This window comes from Salegentibacter mishustinae (assembly GCF_002900095.1).
In the GTDB taxonomy this organism is placed as follows: domain Bacteria; phylum Bacteroidota; class Bacteroidia; order Flavobacteriales; family Flavobacteriaceae; genus Salegentibacter; species Salegentibacter mishustinae.
In genome coordinates this window covers 44,513-66,439 of sequence record NZ_LLKN01000002.1, presented here as the reverse complement: position 1 = coordinate 66,439, position 21,927 = coordinate 44,513, and the positions used below count along the sequence as shown (strand labels likewise).

Here is a 21,927-nt window from a genome sequence, read left to right as displayed (position 1 = left end):
ATTATGGCAAAATCAAATTCAACTAAGAGAATAACTAACATGGTGTACGGTTTAGGTGCATCAGTTGTAATATTAGGTGCACTTTTTAAAATTATGCACTGGCCATTTGCAAACCCTATGCTTATTGCAGGTCTTGTAGTAGAAGCTTTTGTATTCGCATACTCTGCTTTTGAACCAACAGATGACGATCTTGACTGGTCTTTAGTTTATCCTGAATTGGCCGGTGGACAGGGAACTCGGCGTAGCGCAACAGTAATTGAAGAAAACAAAGAAACTCAGGGCCAACTTTCTAAGAAATTAGATGAAATGCTTAAGGAAGCTAAGATAGATGCAAATTTAATGCATAGTCTTGGAGATAGCATTCGTAATTTTGAAGGAGCAGCAAAAGGAATTGCTCCAACCGTAGATGCAATGGCTTCTCAAAAGAAATACAGCGAAGAACTTACTACCGCTGCGACTCAAATGGAGACTTTAAATAATATTTATAAGGCTCAGGTAGAATCGGTTTCTCGCCAGGCAGAAATCAACCAGGAAGTTGCAAAGAATGCCGGGAAGTTAAACCAGGAAATGGGATCACTTGCTGCTAACCTTTCCTCTTTAAATGGAGTTTATGGTGGTATGCTTACTGCTATGAATGGTAAGCCTAGCATGGCGACTAATTAGTTACTGCATTACCCTGAAAACCTAAATTATTAAAGAACAAAACTAATTAGCACATGGCGTCTGGAAAACAAACACCAAGACAGAAGATGATTAACCTGATGTATTTGGTATTCATCGCGATGATGGCACTAAATATGTCTAAGGAAGTATTAACAGCCTTTGGTCAAATGAATGAAGACCTTGAGGAATCTAATGCGACCACATCTCAACGTAACGATATGGCAATGGCCGGTTTAGCCGCTAAAGCCGAAGAACAACCTGCAAAATACGAAGAATTAAAAGCTAAAGCGGAACAAATTAGTACGCTTTCTGATAATTTGTATACTACTGTAGGTAATCTTAAAGACGAATTATTAGCCGATTTTGAAGGTGAGGAAAAGACCAATTATGAGTCTATGGATCGCGCCGATAAACTTGATAACTTGTTTTTTGCAAGTGGTAGAGTAACTCCAAGAGGAGAAGAATTTGTGGCTGCAATAGATAATTATAGAAATGAAGTACTTGCTGTTTTAGGAGATAGATTTCCACAAATTAGAAGTAAAGTAGCTAACGATTTTTCTACGGAAGAAGTAACTAATAACGAAAATGTAACTAAACCATGGTTGATGTACAACTATCAGGGGTTTCCGTTAATTGCTTCGCTTACAAAATTAACGCAGATACAATCTGATATTAGAACAACCGAAAACGATATTTTGTCTGCAATGCTTGAAGGGCAGCTGCAAAGTGATGTTTCTTTAACGAACTACCAGGCGATCGTAGTACCAGAAAAGACGGCTTTCTTTAGTGGAGAGAACTTTAAAGGTAAAGTTGTTTTAGGTCGTGTAGATCCTACTTTAAAATTCGAAAACGTTACTATTAACGGTAATAATGTAGAAAGTACTCAGGCTGGCCAGGTAATGTTAGATTTCCCTGCTGGAAATGTAGGAGAAAAGGAGATCAATGGTGAGCTTCAGTTTAAAGAAGGAGATTCTATTGTAAGAATTCCGATTAATAGTTCTTACGCAGTTATTCCAAAACCGAATTCAGCAGTTATTTCAGCTGATAAAATGAATGTGCTTTATCGTGGGGTTCAAAACCCAATGACAATTTCTATTCCTGGAGTTGGTAGTATTAGCGCGCAGGCTCCCGGTCTTTCACCTGCAGGTGGAGCTGGGCAATATGTAATGAACGTTACAAGCTTGCAGGCTAGAGAGGTTGCTATTAATGTAAGCGGTAAACTTCCAGGTGGAGAAACTGTTTCAGATAGTAAAACCTTTAGAATAAAAGATATTCCAACCCCGGTAGGAACCGTAAGAGGAGAAGACGGTACGGTTAAAATGCAACGTAATAGTTTAGAAATCTCTACTATTAGTGCAAACCTTCCAGACTTTGACTTTAATCTTGATCTTAATGTGTCTGGATTTAGTTTTAAAGTAATGGGGCAACCTACTATAAGGGTTAATGGTAATAAATTAGATAGCAGTGCCAAAGCAGCTCTAAGAAGAGCCGGTAGAGGTGAAACTGTACAGATTTTCGATATTCAGGCTGGGATCGCTGGTAACTCAAGTTACAAGCTTAAAAAGGTCTCTCCTGTTATTGTCGAGTTGACAAACTAATAAAATTTAGAAGATGAGTTGGAGAGGATTTTTATTGAATGCTTCGGTGTTGGTTTTTACGGTAGCATCTTATGGGCAGGCAAATATTTTAAATGCCAATAGCCCCGAGGAGATTGGTAAAAAAACCGAAGCCCAGATTCAAAGTGACATTAATGATAAGCCACTTGAATATGGATACATTGAAGATCGCGATGTGTTATGGTCTAAAAACGTATGGGAAAAAATTGATCTTGATGAAAGAGTAAATTTCCCATTGTATTATCCAATAGATACCAATAATATTGGGAATAATCGCCGTGCACTTTATGATGTTTTAGTTTCTGCTATTAAAAGTGGAAAGATCAAAAATATCTATGCCGATTCTTATTTTACTGAAAAACGTACTTTAAAAGATATTCAGGCTACCATATCTAAAGTAGATACTACAGATCTTGGTATCGAGCAGTATAATGCCGGAGAGGAAGTAGATGCTCAATTTATTGATCGTAGAGATCTTGGTGCTGCTGATATCGCTGAATATCATATTCGTGGAATGTGGTATTTTGATAAACGCCAGGCAGAGATGAAATATCGTCTTTTGGGAATAGCACCCGTTGCTCCAGATGTTAACTTTATCGATTCTGGTCAAACAGATCTAGTTGAGCTTTTTTGGATCTGGTTCCCTGATGCAAGGGAAGTTTTACACGAAAACAAAGCCTTTACCGGAAGCAGCTCTGCGCAGACTGTCACTTTTGATCATTTACTGAATTCAAGAAGGTTTGATGCGATGATCTATAAAGAAGACAACGTTTATGGAGATCGTGAAGTAGATGAATATATTGTAGATAATGCTTTTATGGAGCTTCTTGAAGCCCAACGCATCAAAGAACAAATACGAAATTTTGAACTTGATATGTGGAATTACTAATTCCTGAAGGTTTGAAAAGATTTAGAAAAGCGTCCTATTTAGGACGCTTTTTTCTTTTAAAGGGGTGGACAGGTTTTAGGTGGAAATCTAAACTATTCCCGAAGATTCATTGCAAAAGTTTATTTGTCTATAATTTTATATTTTTGGGCTATGTTAGATTATATAGTAGTTGGATTAGGTTTAAGTGGGATTGCAATAAGCCGTAACCTTGAGAGAAGGAACAGGCAATTTGTAGTTTTTGAAGACAGTTCTCAAAAGTCTTCTCTTGTTGCAGGAGGATTGTTCAATCCTGTAATTCTTAAACGGTTTACGTTAGCCTGGAATGCGAATGAGCATATGAAGGTTGCGATTCCTTTTTATAAGGAATTGGAAGCAAAATTACAGACCAAGATCGTTTATCCAATAGATATCTATAGAAAATTCTTTTCTGCTGAAGAACAAAATAACTGGTTTGAAGCGGCAGACAAACCATTACTTTCAGAATATTTAGATACCGATCTGGTTAAAGAAATTAATGCCTGTATTCCCTCGGAATTCTCATTTGGAAGAGTGCGTCAAACCGGCGTTATTGATACCGATGTTTTAATAAGTGAATACCGGAATTATTTAAAAAATGAGGATAAAATCAAATTTGAAAGATTTGATTACAATGAACTTCAAAATAGTGAGGATTGGGTAAGCTATAAAGGTATTTCAGCAAGGAAAATTATCTTTTGCGAAGGTTTTGGAATGCAACATAATCCTTTCTTTAATTATCTTCCGCTGCGCGGAAATAAAGGGGAGTACCTCACCATTTATTCGGAAGAATTGCAGCTTGAAGAAGCCGTAAAATCATCGGTTTTTATTATTCCGCTAGGGAATAATTTATATAAAGTGGGGGCAACTTATAATAACCAGGATAAAGATCCTCAGCCCAGCGAAGAGGCCAGGGAAGAACTTGAAAACAAATTAGCAAAATTGATAAATTGCAAGTTTGAAATAGTAGATCAGTCAGCCGGAATTAGGCCTGCCAGTAAGGATAGAAAACCAATGCTGGGAAGGCATCCGGAATATAAAAATCTTTACTGCTGTAATGGTTTTGGAAGTAGAGGCGTACTTATTTCACCTTCGGTTTCAGAACAACTCATTGAGTTAGCAGAAAACGATGTTCAGCTTGCGTCTGAAATAGATTTGCAAAGATTCAGTAAACTAACTCGAAGCAAGCACCCAAAGCACTCATAGGAATAATATTTTTAATTTCGAGACGAGCCTTGAAGCATTAAATCTCGATTATCGAGTAAAAAGCACTTTTCTGCTTAATTCTTACCGGCACTTGGTTTATAGTGTAGAAAGAAATTGATCCAAATATTACGCGATAATCTTATAATTAGTGGCATAAATACAACAAGGGTTCCTATAATAACCCAAAATGAGGTCATTAAGCCACCGCCAAGAAAAAAATAGGCGATTACAAAGGCGGCAACGGCAAAAGCAATTCCAACGGCATAACTTACATACATAGCTCCAAAAAAGAACGAAGGTTCTATTTTATACTTAGTGCCGCAGTTAGAACAGTGCTCGTGCATATCAAAAACGCGGTTCAATATATAGGGATTGCTTTCCTTATACATACTTTCTTCGTGGCACACCGGGCAGGTTCCAGTAAGAATACTATAAAGTTTAGTTCCTTTTAAAAAATTCATAATTGGTTTTCAGGAAGTTATAAGTTTTTGTAAGTCTGTAGATTGAGCGTGAACATATTTTTTTCACATTGTAAATTTAGGCATATTTGCAAAAATAAAATATACAAATGCTTAATATTCATAACCTCTCTGTTTCTTTTGGCGGAGAATATCTTTTTGAAGAAATAACCTTTAGACTTGGAGCGGGAGATCGTGTGGGTTTAATTGGAAAGAATGGTGCCGGTAAATCTACAATGCTTAAAATACTTGCCAGAGAACAAGAGTATGACGAAGGCCAAATCGCCAGAGATAAAGAACTGAATATTGGTTTTTTAAAGCAGGATATTGATTTTGAACAGGGCCGAACTGTTTTAGAAGAAGCGCAACAGGCCTTTGAGGAAATAAAAAAACTTGAAAAGCAAATAGATGATATTAACCATCAATTAGCTACAAGAACCGATTACGAAAGTGAATCGTATACTCAGCTTATTCAGGATTTAAGTGAGATTACACATACCTACGAGATAATTGGAGGTTATAATTATGAAGGCGATACCGAAAAAGTATTAATAGGACTTGGTTTTCAGCGAGAGCAATTTGATAAACTTACCGAAACTTTCTCGGGAGGTTGGAGAATGAGAATAGAACTCGCAAAACTTTTACTTCAAGATAATGATATTCTTTTGCTGGATGAGCCTACCAACCACCTGGATATTGAAAGTATTATCTGGCTGGAGAACTTCCTTAATAATTATTCGGGCTGCGTGGTAATTGTTTCTCACGATAAAATGTTCCTGGATAATGTGACCAATAGAACCATAGAAATTTCACTTGGGCAGATTTATGATTTCAATAAACCTTATTCAAAGTACCTGGTGCTTAGAGAGGAATTAAGAGAACAACAACTCGCCGCGCAGAAGAATCAGCAAAAGGAAATTGAAACTACTGAAAAGCTTATTGAAAAGTTCCGTGCAAAAGCTTCAAAAGCTTCTATGGCGCAATCGCTTATCAAAAAACTGGATAAGATAAATCGCATAGAGGTAGATGAAGACGATAACGCGGTGATGAATGTGAGTTTTCCGCTTTCCATTCAACCCGGAAAAGTAGTAATTGAAGCCGAAAATATTGGCAAGGCCTATGGGGATAACCAGGTTTTAAAAGGAATTGATCTTTTAATAGAACGGGGTAGTAAAATTGCTTTTGTAGGTCAAAACGGACAGGGTAAAACCACGCTAGCGAAGATTATAATTGATGAAATTTCTCATGAAGGGAATTTAAAGCTGGGCCATAATGTGCAGCTGGGTTATTTTGCGCAAAACCAGGCAGATTACCTGGATGGTGAAAAAACCGTGCACGAGATTATGATCGATGCTGCCAACGAAAAGAACCGGAGCAAGGTTCGGGATATGTTGGGTTCTTTCCTTTTTAGAGGAGATGAAGTAGATAAAAAGGTAAAAGTCCTATCGGGTGGTGAAAGAAACCGGTTAGCGCTCTGTAAACTAATGTTACAGCCCTTTAACGTGCTTATTATGGATGAGCCTACCAATCACCTTGACATTAAATCTAAGAACGTCTTAAAGGAAGCATTAAATAGGTTTGAAGGTACTTTAATTATTGTTTCTCACGATAGAGATTTCTTGCAAAATCTAACCAATAAGGTTTACGAATTTAAGGATACGAAGATCAAGGAATATCTGGGAGATATTAATTACTTCTTAGAGCAGCGCAAGCTGGAAGATATGCGTAGTATAGAGAAAAAGGAAAAAGCGGCTAAAGTACAAAAAGACGCTGCCGGCTCTACCAATAAAAAAGCCTACAAAGACCAAAAGAAGGTGAAATCTTTAAAAAATAAACTTAGTAATACTGAATCTAAAATCACCAAGCTGGAGAAAGATCTGGAAGCACGTGATATGGAATTAGCTACGAGTTATGATGAAGTTGTGGCGAAACCAGGGTATTTAGATAAGTATAAAACCAAAAAGAAAGAACTGAATTCCCTGATGCAGGAATGGGAAGATATCCAGGAGCGTTTAGATGGTTTAGAATAGATATTATAAAATTTTAATTTCAGATTAAACCAAATCGCCATAAAGGTGTCCTACAAGCATGGATAAACGCAAAATCATTCTTTCTTTTATTGGAGTATTACTCATTGTTTTGGCTGCTTTTGGTGCAAAGGCCATTATTGATAGTAATGTAAAAGAAGTACCGGAAAAGAGCAAAGTTGTAAAAAATGTATTTGTAGAAACGGTAGAAAATCGCAATGTGCCTATTGTTGTGCCCGCTAATGGGAATGTAACGGCACTCAAAAAACTGGAGCTTTTTTCTGAAGTACAGGGGATTTTTCAGCGAAGCAGTAAAGATTTTAGACCGGGGCAACGTTATAAACGGGGGCAGGTACTTTTAAGTATAAATTCAGAAGAATACGCAGCCAGTGTGCGTTCGGCTAAAAGTGAATTATTCAATAATATCACTTCCATTATGCCAGATCTTCGATTAGATTATCCAGATTCATTTCAGAAATGGCAGGACTACCTGAATGATTTCGATGTAAATAGTACCGTAAAACCATTACCGGAACCGGATTCAGATAAAGAAAAATATTTTATTACCGGCCGCGGAATCCAATCGGCTTATTACGAAATCAAAAACCTGGAAGAACGCCTTCGAAAGTTTAATATCGTAGCACCCTTTGATGGAGTTTTGACCGAAGCTGCTGTGAATTTAGGTACCCTAGTTAGGCCGGGCCAGAAACTTGGAGAATTTATAGACCCTTCGGTATATGAACTCGAAGTTGCCGTGGCAAAAAAGTTTTCAGATCTATTAAAAATTGGGGAAGATGTTGCTTTGCAAGATCTTGATGGCAATCAAACTTACACAGGTAAGGTAAGCCGAATAAACGCCAGGGTAGATCGTGCTTCACAAACCATTCAGGTTTTTATTAGGATTGAAAATCCAGAGATTAGGGAAGGAATGTACCTGGAAGCAAAATTAGATGCCCGGGATGAAGAGAATGCGATAGAAATTCCCAGAGAACTTCTAATAGATCGTTCTAAAGTGTATATTGTAAAAGATAGCACCCTGGTTTTAGAAGAGATTGATCCTGTTTATTTTTCGAGCAATAAAGTGGTGATAAAAGGCCTGGAAGAAGGTGAGAAGATGGTTTCTGCTCCTGTTCCCGGTGCTTACCCTGGAATGAAAGTGCAGATTCAAAACAAAAAAGACACTGCTAAAGCCGAGGAACTTTGAGAAAATTAATCAGTTATTTTATAAAATATGAGGTTGCCGTAAATGTAGTGATCCTCGCGTTTGTAATTTTTGGTATCGTAGGGGTTTTCAGTTTAAATTCTTCTTTCTTTCCTCTCGAAGACTCCCGTATTATAAATATAAATGTAAACTATCCTGGTTCGGCTCCAGAGGAGATTGAGGAAGGGATTATTCTTAAAATAGAAGATAACCTAAAAGGTCTGGTAGGGATAGACCGGGTAACCTCAACAGCCCGGGAAAGCGGTGGTTCTATTACTGTAGAAATTGAGCAGGACGAGAATATAGATGTAATGCTCACCGAGGTGAAAAACGCAGTAGATCGTGTGCCTACTTTTCCCGGTGGGATGGAACCGCTTGTAGTTTCAAAACAAGAAAGAGTGCGACCGTCTATAAGTTTTGCTATTAGCGGAGATGGTGTTCCATTAGTTACTCTTAAACGTATTAGCGAGCAAATTGAAAATGATCTAAGACAGCTGGATGGTATTTCGCAAATTGAGATTTCTGGGTTCCCCGAGGAAGAAATAGAAATAGCCGTTAGCCAGGACGATCTTTTAGCCTATAATCTAACTTTTGAAGAAGTAGCCAGAACTGTTGGGGCGGCAAATATTTTAAGTACAGGTGGAACTATTAAAACAGAAGCCGAAGATTACCTGATACGGGCAAATAGCAGAAGTTACTACGCAGATGCTTTAAACGACCTTGTGATAAGGTCTTCGGCCACAGGTCAAACTACGCGTTTAAACGATATTGCCGAAGTCGGGATCAATTTGGGGAAACCTCCAATTCCTCTTATTTCAACGGAAATATTGCGGTAAATGTTGCCATAAGCAATACTAATAATGAAGATCTTTTATCGGCGGCAAAGAAGGTAAAGGAGTATATAGAAGATTACAATGCAGAAAGTAGTAATATTCAGCTAAACGTTGTTTCAGATTCCTCGATTACTTTAAGTCAGCGAACTCAATTGCTACTTGAAAATGGAGCAATGGGAATCGTTCTTGTTTTACTGTTCCTATCGATATTCCTTAATACAAGACTGGCATTCTGGGTGGCTTTTGGACTACCAATTGCATTTTTGGGGATGTTCATATTTGCCGGACAGTTTGGGGTAACTATAAATGTACTTTCTTTATTCGGGATGATCATTGTAATTGGTATCCTGGTAGATGATGGAATTGTAATAGGGGAAAATATCTATCAGCATTATGAAATGGGGAAATCTCCGGTTCAGGCTGCTTTAGATGGCACTATGGAAGTAATTCCACCAATTATTTCTGCAATTCTAACCACGGTTTTAGCATTTTCTACCTTTTTGTTTTTAGATAGTAGAATAGGAGAATTCTTTGGGGAAGTATCTACGGTGGTCATCTTAACATTAGTGGTTTCTTTGGTAGAGGCACTTATAATTCTGCCGGCCCATATTGCGCATTCTAAGGCGTTGCAGGCAAGAAATCCGGAAGAAGATAAAAAGAAAAAAGGTTTAGCAAAGCTCTTCATTAAAATGCGAGTGGTAAACCGTGCCGGGGATAAGGCTATGAGCTTTTTAAGAGATAAATTTTACAGCCCAATATTAAGATTTGTATTAAGACAGCAAATGCTCTCTTTAGGTATTTTGATGGCAGTTTTAATTCTGACTGTTGGTGCGATAGGCGGAAACTGGATAAGGGTAACCTTATTCCCGAGTATTGCCAGTGATCGTGTAAGTATAGATCTTTTAATGGCCGAAGGAGTGAACCCAGAGCGAACAGATTCTATTATTTCCATGGTAGAAGATGCGACCTGGCGGGTAAATGAAGATTTTAGTAAGCGACAGAGTGGAGATAAAGATGTTGTTGAGAATATTATTAAACGAGTTGGTCCCGGAAACAACAAGGCCTCATTGCAGGTAAATTTACTTCCGGGGGAAGAAAGAGATTTTGGTTCGCCTGAAATTACCAATGCTATTAGAGATGAAGTAGGTCCTGTTTATGGGGTAGAGAATCTCACCTTTGGCTCTGGAGGTAATTTTGGCGGTGCACCAGTTTCGGTGTCTTTGTTGGGGAATAACCTCCAGGAACTGGAGGCCGCGAAAGAGGAATTAAAAGAAAATTTTGAAAATAATCCGCTTTTAAAGGATGTAACAGATAATGATCCGCAGGGTATAAAAGAGATCAATATCCAACTAAAAGAGAGTGCTTATGCCCTGGGTCTAGATCTTAGCGAAGTAATGCGCCAGGTAAGAAATGGATTTTTTGGAACTCCGGTACAGCGTTTTCAGCGTGGCCAGGATGAAATTAGGGTTTGGGTGCGTTACGATCTCGAAAACCGGTCTTCTATTAACGATTTAGATGATATGCGATTAACCACACCAGCTGGCGATCGGGTACCATTCGATGAAATTGCTAATTATGAAATTGTTAGAGGTACCGAATCTATAAGTCACCTAAACGGACTTCGGGAAATTAGGGTGAGTGCAGATATGGAAGATCCTAACGGAAGTTCCACCGAAATTCTTGCAGACATCAGGAGCAACGTTATGCCAGAACTATTATCAAAATATCCCAGTTTGTCGGTTTCTTATGAAGGACAAAACCGGGAGGCGAATAAATTAACCAATTCCGCAGAAGGAGTTTTACCGGTTGTTTTATTTCTAATTTATGCGGTAATCGCCTTTACTTTTAGAAGTTATAGTCAGCCGTTATTGTTAATGATTATGATTCCTTTCAGTATTATAGGAGTCGCCTGGGGTCACTGGATTCACGACTTTCCGGTTAATGTGCTTTCAGCATTGGGAATTATTGCCCTGGTGGGAATTATGGTAAATGATGGTTTGGTACTCATTAGTAAATTCAACGGAAATTTACGAGATGGGATGAAGTTTGAAAATGCACTTTATGAAGCCGGCCGTGCGAGATTTAGAGCTATTTTTCTTACTTCCCTTACCACTATAGCAGGAATGGCTCCTTTGCTTTTAGAAAAAAGCAGGCAGGCACAATTTTTAAAACCCATGGCAATCTCTATTTCTTACGGAATCGCCATTGCTACTGTTTTAACCCTACTTCTATTGCCCTTACTGCTATCTATTAGTAATAATATTAAAGTAGGTAGTAAATGGCTTGCCAGCGGAAACAGGGTGTCAAATGAAGAGGTAGAAAGAGCTATAAAGGAACAAAAAGAAGAAAAAGCACATGGAGAGATCGGGTAAGTTAATACTTGTGATCGCTATTTTTTTTATGGGTAATGTTTTTGCCCAGGAAGAGGAAGAAGTAATAACCAAGGAAGAAGCCATAGCGCTTGCTTTAGAACGTAATTACGGAATTGAAATAGCCGAAAATGAAGTTGAAATCGCCGAAAATAACCAGGGAATTCTTAATTCCGGCTATTTACCATCGGTCACAGGAAGAGCAGGAGCAAACTACGATCTAAACGATAGGTTAACCGAACCCGAAAACGGGGAGGCTTTGGATCAACAAGGCATAGAGAGTAACTCTTATAATGCTTCGGTGAATTTAAACTATACGCTATTTGATGGCTTGGGAAGGTTTTATAATTATAAAAGCTTAAAGGAACAATACGATCTTTCTAAATTACAGGCCAGGGAAACCATAGAAAATACGATGCTGCAGTTAATGACGGTGTATTATGAAATAGCACGACTTACCGAAAATGTAGAAGTATTAGAAGATGTTTTAGAAACTTCAAAAGATCGTGTAACCAGGGCGCAATATCAATTCGATTACGGTCAGACTAATAATCTGGTAGTTCTTAATGCCAGGGTAGATGTGAATAATGATAGTGTTAACCTGCTGCAAACAAGACAGCAACTTAACAATACCAAAAGGGATTTAAACGTTTTGCTGGATCGCCAAATTACCGCTAAAGATTTTACGGTAGATACTACGGTGAATTTTATTCCAAAATTACAGTTAGAAGCCTTTATTATGGAGGCTGAAACGAATAATGTATCTTTACTTCAGCTTGATAGAAACATGGCAATTACAGCTTATGATATTAAAATAAGTAAATCGGGGTATTTACCCACTATAGATCTTAGCGGTTCTTATGGCTGGAATTATAATAGAAGTGCTGCAACAGCATTCTTTCCGGGAAGTAGACAAACTACCGATGGGATTTCAGGCGGAGTTAGTTTAAACTGGAACCTTTTTGATGGCGGAACTACCAGCGTACAGGTTCAGAATGCAAAAATAAACTACGAAAACCAGGAATTACGAAAAAAGCAGGTGGCCCTTGGAATTAGAAGAGACATTGCCAATGCGCTTGGGAATTATGAAAACAGGTTGTATATCTATAAAGTCCAGGAAGAGAACGTAGCTACCAATCAGGATAATTTTGAACGTTCCCAGGAACAGTTTAATCTTGGAAGAATTACTTCTATTGAATTTAGACAGGCGCAGGTTAACTTATTAGACGCCAGGACTAGTTTAAATCTTGCAAAATATGATGCCAAGATCGCCGAATTAGAGTTGTTACAACTCACCGGCCAATTGTTGAATATTGAATTATAGCTTATGTTTGAACATTTTTTTCAATGCCCATATTGCTGGGAAGAGATTTCTGTCTTACTGGATCCTTCTGTAAACCGGCAAACTTATATTGAGGACTGTGAGAATTGCTGTAATCCTATTGAATTTACGGTTTTTTTCAGTGATAATGAGCTTCAATCTTTCGAGGCGAATAGTATAGAACAATAATTTTCAGTTTTAATTTACTGATATTCAGCTTCCCATTAACCTTCTTATTTTTTCTTTAAATTTTTATTGAAAAACCCTTGTTGAAACTTAAAAAGTGTCTTATATTTGCAGTCGATATCGCGGGATAGAGCAGTAGGTAGCTCGTCGGGCTCATAACCCGAAGGTCACTGGTTCGAGTCCAGTTCCCGCTACTAGCAATGACAAGGCTTTACAGAAATGTAAGGCCTTTTTTTATGGACTGGGTACAACATAGGTACAACATTTTTGGAAAGCCAAATTTGAATAGAAAATAATGTTAATTAACATTATTTGGGGATATTTCCTATCTCATTCGAAGTGTAACTTAGTAATTTGAAGGATTTGTATAATTCTCTATTTCATTAAATAGCTTATTAAAAAACAATGTTCTAATTCTTCAGTATAAGATCTTGGTAATTTTTTAATTGAAATTATTATCAAATTATGTGATAAACCTTTTGAAATCTGTTCCTATTCTTTTTGCACAATCTGTGCATTGATTTTTTTTTATCTTTGTAGTGTGAAAATTATCGCTGTCATATTATCTCTATATATATTCGGGCTTAACTTATTAGCCTGTAATGATAGTGACACTTCACAAGTGATTTCTGATTCAGAAGTAACAGTGGTTGCTACGCAGAATTTAGATATCGACTATTCACATGATAAAGTAGCAGATTTATGCCCTCCTTTTTGTAGTTGCCATTGCTGCCATGTGCATACAGTAGATTTCGGTTCTTCAAATTTCAAGGCTTTGATTATTGAAATTCCATCAAAAGCCTTTGTCCATTTTGACAGCTCAGTGGAAGAACCTATTCTTTCCTTTTTAGATCCTCCAAAAGTTTAATTCAGTTTTTTTAAAGGATAATTATATCCTTTTTTGACCAAATCCTGGTTCTCATACTAGATCCTTGGTCCTATTGATAGATTTTGTTAGGCACAAAATTATTATCAAGAATTTTAACTGAATTAAATTTTTATTTATATGATTAATAAGATAATCGCATTTTCCATTAATAATAAATTTATTATTGGACTACTTACCTTAGCGCTGATAGGGACGGGTATTTGGTCCATGATGACCGTCAACCTGGGATCGGTGCCAGATATTACTAACAATCAGGTTCAGGTGATCACCCAGTCGCCAAATCTTGCCACAGAAGATATTGAACAATTTGTAACCTATCCCGTAGAACTTTCGATGGGTAATTTACCTGGAGTTACAGAGATTCGCTCTATTTCACGGTTTGGACTTTCGGTAGTTACTATTGTTTTTAAAGATGATATGGGAACTTATCTCCCTCGTCAACTAGTACAGGAAAAACTTAATGAATTGGGAGAAACCATTCCCGATAAATTTGGAAGTCCTGCTATGGGACCTATTTCAACCGGATTGGGTCAAATTTATGAGTATACCATAAAGCCAAAGGAGGGATACGAAACTGAATATTCTCCCATGGAACTACGAACTATTCAGGACTGGATAATCAAGCGACAACTTACCTTGCTGGAAGGTGTGGTGGAAGTAAATTCTTTTGGAGGCTCCATAAAACAATATGAGGTAGCAATCAATCCTGAGAAATTAAACAGTATGGGTATAAGTATCTCTGAGGTTTATGAGGCGCTGGCCCGAAACAATGTGAATACCGGTGGAGCTTATATTGAGAAAAATAAAATGTCAAATTTTATTAGAGGTGAAGGTTTAATCCGTTCACTGGAGGATATAAGGAAAATTGCTATTACTACCGAAAATTCTATTCCGATAACTATTGGAGATGTTGCGGAAGATGTTCAGTTTGGAAATCAGGTACGCTACGGAGCTTTCACTCAAGACGGAGAGGAAGCCGTAGGCGGGATAATAATGATGTTAAAAGGCGCCAATCCCAATGCCGTAATTCAGGATGTTAAAGATAGGATGGCAGAAGTTGAAAAGTCACTTCCTGAAGGTTTGACCATAGAGCCAATTATTGATCGGAGTGAATTAATAGCACGAACAACCGATACTGTTAAAACAAATTTACTGGAAGGTGCATTGATAGTGATTTTTGCCCTGGTATTGTTATTAGGTAGTCTAAGAGGTGGACTTATTACTGCTACCACTATTCCCTTATCACTGCTTTTTGCTTTTATTTTAATGAAACAATTCAATGTCTGGGCCAATCTAATGAGTTTGGGCGCTATTGACTTTGGAATCATTATAGACGGTGCAGTGATTATCATCGAGGGAACCGTGTATGAAATACAAAAACGGATAAGATCTGGCAAGGTGAAATTCAATCAGGCTAAAATGGATGAAGTAGCCTATGATGCTGGGAGCACGATGATGAGTTCCGCATTTTTTGGACAGATTATAATTCTTATTGTATTCACGCCTATACTTTTTCTTACGGGGGTAGAAGGTAAAATGTTTAAGCCGATGGCGTACACTTTCGGTTTTGCCATGATAGGTGCTATTTTCTTATGCCTTACCTATGTCCCTATGATGTCTGCCCTATTTATGAAACCCATTCAGAATAAAAAGAACTGGTTTGGAAGGTTTGAACGCTGGCTGGAAAGGATAAGTGATAAGATAATTGGTGGAATACAAAGGGTATATATGCCTTTACTGAAAGGGGCATTAAAACTGAAGCTCATTGTTGTAGGTGCTGCTGCTGTTCTACTTGTATTAGCCGGTTTCCTTTTTTCCAGAATGGGAGGAGAATTTGTGCCTCAACTGGATGAAGGGGATATTGCAATGCAGGCTTTAATCAGACCAGGAAGTTCATTAACAGAGTCTATTGAAGTTTCCAAAAAAATAGAAAATATCCTTCTAGAAAATTTTCCTGAAATTAAAACAGCAACAGCAAGAATTGGAGTAGCGGACATCCCAACAGATCCAATGCCGATGGATATCGCAGATATGTACCTGATTCTTGAAAAAGATAAGGATAATTGGACAACCGCTGAAACTAAAGAAGGACTTATAGCGCAAATCAAGGAAAAACTCAATAAAGAACTTACTGGGGTAAACCTTGTGTTTACGCAACCTGTAGAATTAAGGTTCAACGAATTATTAGAGGGGGTTAGAGAAGATATTGCGGTTAAACTATATGGAGAGGACCTGGGGGTGTTGTCGGAAAAGGTACAGGAAATGGCTAATATTATCCAGACCGTACCTGGAGCAGGAGATGTTAATCCTGAACGAACATCTGGGCTGCCACAAATGACCGTGAAATTTAACCGTGATAAAATTGCTCAATATGGCCTGGATATCCAAAAAGCAAATGATTATATAAGTACTGCTTTTGCGGGAGGAACCGCAGGAGTCATTTTTGAAGGAGAAAAGCGATTCGATTTAGTAGTAAGATTTGATGAAGAACATAGAAAGAATATTGATGACTTGCGTGGAATGTATATCGATCTTCCCGACGGAACTCAGGTACCGATAAAAGAAATAGCAGATATCGAATATGTTCCGGGCCCTATGCAAATTTCGAGAGATGATACCTACAGAAGAACCTATGTGGGTGTAAATGCCCGGGGAAGGGATGTAGAGTCCGTCGTTAATGATATTCAGCAAAGATTAGATGAAGAATTAGAATTACCTCCCGGGTATTATATAACTTATGGGGGGGAATTCGAAAATCTTCAGAGTGCTAAGGACCGCTTGATAATTGTTGTACCCATTGCCCTTTTCTTGATATTTGTTCTTCTATATTTTGCCCTAAAATCGTTTTCCCAATCTGTCATGATCTATATAGCCATACCCCTCGCTGCCATTGGAGGTGTTTTTGCCCTTTGGTTGCGGGGAATGCCATTCAGTATTTCTGCTGGGGTAGGTTTTATTGTATTATTCGGGGTTGCAGTTTTAAACGGGCTGGTACTAATAAATAGATTCAATTCTTTAAAAGAAGAAGGAGTAACCAGTATAAGAGATAGAATTTTTACAGGAACCAAAGAACGAATACGACCTATTATGTTAACAGCAACAACAGATATTTTCGGTTTTTTACCAATGGCATTTTCCACATCAGCCGGTGCAGAAGTTCAACAACCACTTGCTACGGTGGTTATAGGTGGGATGCTTACAGCTACACTGCTTACGCTGGTTGTATTACCAGTACTATATACCCTTGTAGAAAGAAAACGAGAGAAAAAAGAACAGAATAAACTAGGTTCTTCCAATTCGCGATCTTTAGCTACGATTTTGATAATTGGCTTAGTTTTAGGCGGAACCTTTTCTGTAAATGCACAATCTGATGCAATGTCATCTGAATATTCACAACAGGATTCTTTACAAACAATTAGTTTGGAGGATGCAAAAGAAATGGCAATCAAAAATTTTCCACAGCTCCAAGCTGCCCAGCTCGAAATTGAAAGTGAGGAAGTATTGCGCAAAACCGCCTTTGATTTTGGAAACACCCAAATCTTTACAGGAAAAGAAGAAGTAGGAAATGGCTCTGATGGGATCTATACCCAAATTGGCGTCCAACAACAAGGCATCGATATTTTCGGAATAGTGCCCCGGTTAAAACTACAGAAAGAAAGGGTGGCACTTGCTGAAAATGCCTTAGAGCTATCTACTATTGAAATTGAACGTGAAGTAAGCAGGGCCTGGACATCTGTTTATACAAGTAAAAAGAGGTATCAGGTATATAAGAAAATGGATTCTATTTTCGAAGATATTGAAAGGGCGGCTAGAATCAGGTATGAGACAGAAGCTACCTCTAAACTGGAATATCTTGCCACCTCAAATCAGGGGAATGAGGTGAAAATACAGTTAGAACAAGCTTATCGAGATTATCTGAAATCAATACAGCGCTTAAACCTATGGTTTGTTAGTGACACAATTTACGATGTACCAGATTTGCCTGCTGAAGCATTGGATGAACCTTTAAACTTTCTGGTAGAGTCTCTTGAAAATCATCCCTTACTACAGGTTTCAGAACAAAGAATTGACGTGGCAAAAGCGGTTACCAGAGAACGAAAATCTGAATTTTTGCCCAAATTTCAGGGTCAATACGGTAGGCAGGAAATAGCCGGGCAATCGGGTTTCTTTCAATATCAAATAGGAATTCAAATTCCACTGTTTTTTGGGCCGGAATTAGGCCGTACCCAGGAAGCACAAGTGAATCGAAAGATTGCAGAGCAAAACTTTTACCAGGATAAACTCGAACTGGAAATCGCCTATAAAAATATGCGGGAAGACTACATCAAATGGAGAAACTCATGGAATTATTATAGGGATGAAGCGCTTCCTTTAGCACAGGAACAACAGGATGGGTCGGTATTAGCATTTAAGGAAGGTGCTATAGATTACGTAACCTTCCTTCAAAATATAAGAGATGCCATTAGAATCGAAGTAAATGCCTGGAGTGCTTTTAACGATTATCTCGACAGCCGTTACCAACTGGAATATTACCTTAAGAATTCAAATTAAAAATTAAAATAAGAAAATCGATATGAATACAAGATCAATAAATATTTTAATGCTTGCCTTAACGCTCAGCATATTCTTTGGATGTAAAGAAAATCCTGAGGAAGGGGATGACGCTTCCAGTGAAACTGCAACTACTAATACCGAAGAAGGTGAAAATCACGGTGAGGAAGGAGATGAAGAACACGGTGAAGAAGAAGGCGGGATGCGTTCAGTACATCTTTCAGAGATGAAATTCAATAGTTTGGGCATCAAAGTAGATACCTTACCTAAAAAAGCTTTGTCCGGTATTGTGGAAGCCAATGGCCAGTTAGAAGTGCCGCCACAATATGAAGCTACCGTTACGGCAATTTTAGGCGGTAATATAACTTCTATAAAGGTTATTGAGGGGGATAAGGTAAATAAAGGTCAGGTGTTGGCTTATCTTTCTCACCCAAATTTAACCAGAATGCAGTCTGATTATATTAATGCATATAGTAGGATGCAATTTTTGGAAAAGGAATTTGAAAGACAGAAACGTTTATATGAAGCAGAGGTAGGATCTGGAAAAACTTTTCAACAGACCCAATCCGATTACCAGTCTGTACAAGGTGAAGTACGGGGGTACGAATCACAATTACGCCAGTTAAACCTAAATGCTTCCCAGGTTAGAGACGGTGAATTATATGAATATATTCCGGTAGTAAGCCCAATTGGAGGTTATATAGAAAAAGTACTGGTGCAGATAGGACAGTATGTGGAGCCGCAAACCAGCATGTTTATGGTAGTTGATAATGAACATGTTCATGCCGATCTAATGGTTTTTGAAAAAGATATTTATAAGGTGAAAGAAGGCCAAAAGATTGCGTTTACACTGGAATCGGTTCCAGGCAGTAATTTAACCGGGGAAATTTATTCAGTGGGGAAACAATTTGAACAAAACCCCAAAGCGGTACATGTGCATGCAGAAATCGATAATAAAGAAGATTTTCTAATTCCGGGGATGTATATAAACGGAAAAATCAGGACGGGTGAAGAAGCTGTTCCTGCCTTACCGGAAGAAGCAATAATTGAAGAAGAAGGAAATCCCTACATCTTTACGGCCCAAAAACACCAGGAAGATGGTGAAACCGAGTGGGAATTGAAACCGGTGCAGGTAAGAACGGGAATAACTGAAGATGGTTGGGTTGAAATTAAACTGCTGGAGCCTCTGCCTGAAGGTACTTTGGTTGCTTATAATAATGCCTATTATCTGGTCTCTGAAATGCAGAAAAGCCAGACTTCCCATGGTCATTAAATTAAAAAAAATAGATGGATGGACTCTCTGTTAAATGTTTGTCTTGATTAAAATTCCAGAGGGTTCATCCTTAATACTAAATTAAAACCACAGTAATGAAAGAAATAAAAGCATTTATAAAGCCAAAACGGGTTCAAATAGTGATAGAATCCCTTAGCGAAAGCGGATTCAAAAGTATGACGCTGTCTCAGGGGGAAGGTACCGGAGCATTTAAAGCAAAAGGCGCATCACCTTCTTTAGATTTCCGTGTAACCGACAGCCCGGTGGTAAAGTTAGAACTGGTATGTCAAAATGAAGAAGCACAATCGGCTATCAATATCATCCTGGAAAACGGGAAAACACCGGATCCAGGTGATGGCATCATTTATTTGTCTGACATTGAAGATGCTTTCAAGATAAAAACCGGGGAATCCTTAAAGCGTTAAATTTTCTAAACCCTTTTACGCCCAATGGAAAAAATAGTAAAAAAGTTAGAAAGCAAAGGCATCCGCCCTACGGCAATGCGCCTGATGACCTATAAACGGTTGGCACAATTGAATGTGGCCATTAGTTTAGGCGACCTTGGGAAAGATTTCGAAAGCTCGGAAAGGAGTACGCTTTTCCGTACTATGAAGACATTTGAAGAAAAAGGAATTGTGCATCAAATTGAGGATGGCACCGGCATCATTAAATATGCCCTGTGTGAAGACAATTGTGAATGCGAGGTGGGTAACGACCTTCACTTACATTTTCATTGCAATAGTTGCGGGGAAACCGTGTGCCTTACAGAACATAAAATCCCTCAGATAAATCTGCCCGAAGGTTACGTGGCAGAGGATATTAATCTGGTGGCTAAGGGAGTCTGTGAGAAATGTAGCAATGACTTGGATTAAGTTTTTTGATTTAAAAAATTGGAACAATGATGAAAATTTATAAAAAAGAAAACAAGGTATATATGGTAGCTCAAAATAGATTGGATGCTACCGATTATGACAATTTGATATCTCAATTAAAAAACCATATACAGGCAAACCATAAAGTATACTGGTATATTGAAATGGAAAATTTTGAGGGGTGGACTGCAAGTGCGTATTGGAAGGGCATTGAACTGAAACTTCCGAATGAAGAACGCGTTAAAAAGGTTGCATTGGTGGGAATTACAAAATGGCAGGAACAGTTTACCGAAGTTTTGATACCCTTTACAAAGGCACATATTAAATTCTTTAGCCTTGAAGAAAAACATTTGGCCAAGGAATGGATGGAGAAAGGAAATCATTAAAAAAGTTAAATAAATTTAAACAGAAAGATTATGATGGACAACTGGAATTTTGGGGGAATGCACTGGATATGGTGGGGGCTTTGGATAATCCTCATCTTTTGGATATTCTTAATTCCTTATCCCACCCCGGGACAAAATAGACGGAAGGATAAGGCTATGGAAGCCCTGAGAGAACGATACGCCCGGGGCGAGATAAGCGATGAGGAATTTGAACAAAAGAAGAAAGTCCTTCAGGATAAGAAGAAGTAGTTATAAGGCACAGGCATCGAAAGCGATGGCACCTATGGCTTATAAAAGAAGGTAAAAATGAAAAAACGCAAAGTATTTGTTTTTATATTCATTGGATTAGCCCTTGGCTTATTTATAATACAGCCCCTGGTTATTTCACTCCACATGTATGACATGCAGGGAGGTAATGGCGAATGGTGGAAATCTCTGCTTGCTTCATATCAGCAGGAAGTTAGTTCATGGGATTTGGATCAAGCCATCATCAAATTGCTATTTGGACTGCTGGGCATTGCCTTGTCGCTTATGTTTATGGTCAGGCAAAGAATATTTCAATTGACCGGAAGAAGAGATAAGCTGGAGGAGATCAGGGAGCTGATTGCGGCAGGAGAAAACCAGCAAGTAGAATTTAAATCTACCTTGAGATGGGATTTGAGGCAGTTTAAACCGAATAAGGCTTTGGAGGACGTAATAGCAAAAACAATTGCCGGGTTTATGAACACCCAAGAAGGGCATTTAATTATCGGAATTGATGATGAAGGTAGTATTCTGGGGCTGGAACAGGATTGCGGTACTTTAAAAAAACCTGGCAAGGACGGGTTTGAGCAATATATAATGCAATTGGTGTCCCTCAAGTTCGGCACTCATTTTTGCCCTTTGGTTAAAGTGGCCTTTTACCAATTCGAAGAAAAGGATATCTGTTATGTAAGGGTTCACAAATCACAAAAACCTGTGTATTTGAATTTGGGCGATCGTTCGCATTTCTTTATCAGAACCGGGAACGGAACCCGCGAGTTGGATATGCCTGAGGCTCTGGAGTATTTGGAGATACACTTAAATTAATATAAACCCTATAAAATTGAAAAAATGATATAGGTATTGGACATAGAAAAAGAAAACTTGATTGCTGCTAAAATCAATGGTAGAATCACGAAGAAGGATATAAA

The 21,927-nt window shown here is 38.2% G+C and carries 17 protein-coding genes, 1 tRNA gene and 1 pseudogene; 18 read left to right on the top strand and 1 reads right to left on the bottom strand.

Going from position 1 to position 21,927, the window contains the following annotated elements:
- The first annotated feature begins 3 nt into the window (after positions 1-3).
- The 4 genes from porL to APB85_RS03220 all read left to right on the top strand — a co-directional run bounded on the left by porL (position 4) and on the right by APB85_RS03220 (position 4,389).
- Entirely contained in the window at positions 4-663 is a 660-nt protein-coding gene (gene porL / locus APB85_RS03235) for a type IX secretion system motor protein PorL/GldL (RefSeq protein ID WP_057482973.1), read from the top strand.
- A 53-nt stretch (positions 664-716) separates the two neighbouring features.
- Complete coding sequence (gene porM, locus APB85_RS03230) at positions 717-2,261, top strand: type IX secretion system motor protein PorM/GldM (protein ID WP_057482974.1); 1,545 nt, start codon at positions 717-719, stop codon at positions 2,259-2,261.
- A gap of 13 nt (positions 2,262-2,274) precedes the next feature.
- Positions 2,275-3,168 (top strand): type IX secretion system ring subunit PorN/GldN, encoded by an 894-nt coding sequence (gene porN, locus APB85_RS03225; RefSeq protein ID WP_057482975.1) that lies wholly within the window; start codon positions 2,275-2,277, stop codon positions 3,166-3,168.
- Between the two features lie 150 nt (positions 3,169-3,318).
- A complete protein-coding gene (locus APB85_RS03220) occupies positions 3,319-4,389 on the top strand; it encodes an NAD(P)/FAD-dependent oxidoreductase (protein ID WP_057482976.1) in 1,071 nt (356 codons plus the stop codon).
- Positions 4,390-4,463: 74 nt separating this feature from the next.
- Here APB85_RS03220 and APB85_RS03215 read toward each other — a convergent pair whose 3' ends face one another.
- Positions 4,464-4,850 (bottom strand): DUF983 domain-containing protein, encoded by a 387-nt coding sequence (locus APB85_RS03215; protein ID WP_057482977.1) that lies wholly within the window; start codon positions 4,848-4,850, stop codon positions 4,464-4,466.
- Positions 4,851-4,957: 107 nt separating this feature from the next.
- Here APB85_RS03215 and APB85_RS03210 point away from each other — a divergent pair, with 107 nt between their 5' ends.
- From APB85_RS03210 to APB85_RS03145, 14 genes and pseudogenes are all read left to right on the top strand, one after another.
- A complete protein-coding gene (locus APB85_RS03210) occupies positions 4,958-6,877 on the top strand; it encodes an ABC-F family ATP-binding cassette domain-containing protein (RefSeq protein ID WP_057482978.1) in 1,920 nt (639 codons plus the stop codon).
- A 58-nt stretch (positions 6,878-6,935) separates the two neighbouring features.
- Positions 6,936-8,078: an efflux RND transporter periplasmic adaptor subunit gene (locus APB85_RS03205; protein ID WP_057482979.1), complete on the top strand. Its 1,143-nt coding sequence runs from the start codon at positions 6,936-6,938 to the stop codon at positions 8,076-8,078.
- Positions 8,075-11,280 (top strand): annotated as a pseudogene (locus tag APB85_RS03200) (efflux RND transporter permease subunit). Before APB85_RS03205 ends, APB85_RS03200 begins: the two are co-directional and overlap by 4 nt.
- Positions 11,264-12,601, top strand: coding sequence for a TolC family protein (locus APB85_RS03195; protein ID WP_057482980.1), 1,338 nt, complete (start codon positions 11,264-11,266; stop codon positions 12,599-12,601). The pseudogene APB85_RS03200 and the gene APB85_RS03195 overlap by 17 nt, the downstream one beginning before the upstream one ends.
- 3 nt (positions 12,602-12,604) lie before the next feature.
- Positions 12,605-12,787: a CPXCG motif-containing cysteine-rich protein gene (locus APB85_RS03190; protein ID WP_083482230.1), complete on the top strand. Its 183-nt coding sequence runs from the start codon at positions 12,605-12,607 to the stop codon at positions 12,785-12,787.
- A 118-nt stretch (positions 12,788-12,905) separates the two neighbouring features.
- A tRNA-Met gene (locus APB85_RS03185) sits at positions 12,906-12,978 on the top strand.
- 347 nt (positions 12,979-13,325) lie between these two features.
- Complete coding sequence (locus tag APB85_RS03180) at positions 13,326-13,652, top strand: DUF6660 family protein (RefSeq protein WP_225573949.1); 327 nt, start codon at positions 13,326-13,328, stop codon at positions 13,650-13,652.
- A gap of 138 nt (positions 13,653-13,790) precedes the next feature.
- Positions 13,791-18,224 (top strand): CusA/CzcA family heavy metal efflux RND transporter, encoded by a 4,434-nt coding sequence (locus APB85_RS03175; protein WP_057482981.1) that lies wholly within the window; start codon positions 13,791-13,793, stop codon positions 18,222-18,224.
- Between the two features lie 22 nt (positions 18,225-18,246).
- A complete protein-coding gene (locus tag APB85_RS03170; protein ID WP_173636774.1) occupies positions 18,247-19,497 on the top strand; it encodes an efflux RND transporter periplasmic adaptor subunit in 1,251 nt (416 codons plus the stop codon).
- Positions 19,498-19,592: 95 nt separating this feature from the next.
- Positions 19,593-19,922, top strand: a complete 330-nt coding sequence (locus APB85_RS03165; protein ID WP_057482983.1) for a P-II family nitrogen regulator — start codon at positions 19,593-19,595, stop codon at positions 19,920-19,922.
- A 24-nt stretch (positions 19,923-19,946) separates the two neighbouring features.
- Positions 19,947-20,369, top strand: a complete 423-nt coding sequence (locus tag APB85_RS03160; RefSeq protein WP_057482984.1) for a Fur family transcriptional regulator — start codon at positions 19,947-19,949, stop codon at positions 20,367-20,369.
- Positions 20,370-20,395: 26 nt separating this feature from the next.
- Positions 20,396-20,755: a SpoIIAA family protein gene (locus tag APB85_RS03155; protein WP_057482985.1), complete on the top strand. Its 360-nt coding sequence runs from the start codon at positions 20,396-20,398 to the stop codon at positions 20,753-20,755.
- Positions 20,756-20,785: 30 nt separating this feature from the next.
- Entirely contained in the window at positions 20,786-21,004 is a 219-nt protein-coding gene (locus tag APB85_RS03150) for an SHOCT domain-containing protein (RefSeq protein WP_008615618.1), read from the top strand.
- 57 nt (positions 21,005-21,061) lie between these two features.
- Entirely contained in the window at positions 21,062-21,823 is a 762-nt protein-coding gene (locus APB85_RS03145; RefSeq protein ID WP_057482986.1) for an AlbA family DNA-binding domain-containing protein, read from the top strand.
- The last annotated feature ends 104 nt before the right edge of the window (positions 21,824-21,927 follow it).

Coding starts and splice junctions, on each gene's coding strand:
- porN (WP_057482975.1), top strand. CDS start 2,275: ATGAGTTGGAGAGGATTTTTATTGAATGCTTCGGTGTTGGTTTTTACG.
- APB85_RS03190 (WP_083482230.1), top strand. CDS start 12,605: ATGTTTGAACATTTTTTTCAATGCCCATATTGCTGGGAAGAGATTTCT.
- APB85_RS03150 (WP_008615618.1), top strand. CDS start 20,786: ATGATGGACAACTGGAATTTTGGGGGAATGCACTGGATATGGTGGGGG.
- porL (WP_057482973.1), top strand. CDS start 4: ATGGCAAAATCAAATTCAACTAAGAGAATAACTAACATGGTGTACGGT.
- APB85_RS03170 (WP_173636774.1), top strand. CDS start 18,247: ATGAATACAAGATCAATAAATATTTTAATGCTTGCCTTAACGCTCAGC.
- APB85_RS03215 (WP_057482977.1), bottom strand. CDS start 4,850: ATGAATTTTTTAAAAGGAACTAAACTTTATAGTATTCTTACTGGAACC.
- APB85_RS03205 (WP_057482979.1), top strand. CDS start 6,936: ATGGATAAACGCAAAATCATTCTTTCTTTTATTGGAGTATTACTCATT.
- APB85_RS03220 (WP_057482976.1), top strand. CDS start 3,319: ATGTTAGATTATATAGTAGTTGGATTAGGTTTAAGTGGGATTGCAATA.
- APB85_RS03160 (WP_057482984.1), top strand. CDS start 19,947: ATGGAAAAAATAGTAAAAAAGTTAGAAAGCAAAGGCATCCGCCCTACG.
- APB85_RS03210 (WP_057482978.1), top strand. CDS start 4,958: ATGCTTAATATTCATAACCTCTCTGTTTCTTTTGGCGGAGAATATCTT.
- APB85_RS03195 (WP_057482980.1), top strand. CDS start 11,264: ATGGAGAGATCGGGTAAGTTAATACTTGTGATCGCTATTTTTTTTATG.
- APB85_RS03175 (WP_057482981.1), top strand. CDS start 13,791: ATGATTAATAAGATAATCGCATTTTCCATTAATAATAAATTTATTATT.
- APB85_RS03155 (WP_057482985.1), top strand. CDS start 20,396: ATGATGAAAATTTATAAAAAAGAAAACAAGGTATATATGGTAGCTCAA.
- APB85_RS03145 (WP_057482986.1), top strand. CDS start 21,062: ATGAAAAAACGCAAAGTATTTGTTTTTATATTCATTGGATTAGCCCTT.
- porM (WP_057482974.1), top strand. CDS start 717: ATGGCGTCTGGAAAACAAACACCAAGACAGAAGATGATTAACCTGATG.
- APB85_RS03165 (WP_057482983.1), top strand. CDS start 19,593: ATGAAAGAAATAAAAGCATTTATAAAGCCAAAACGGGTTCAAATAGTG.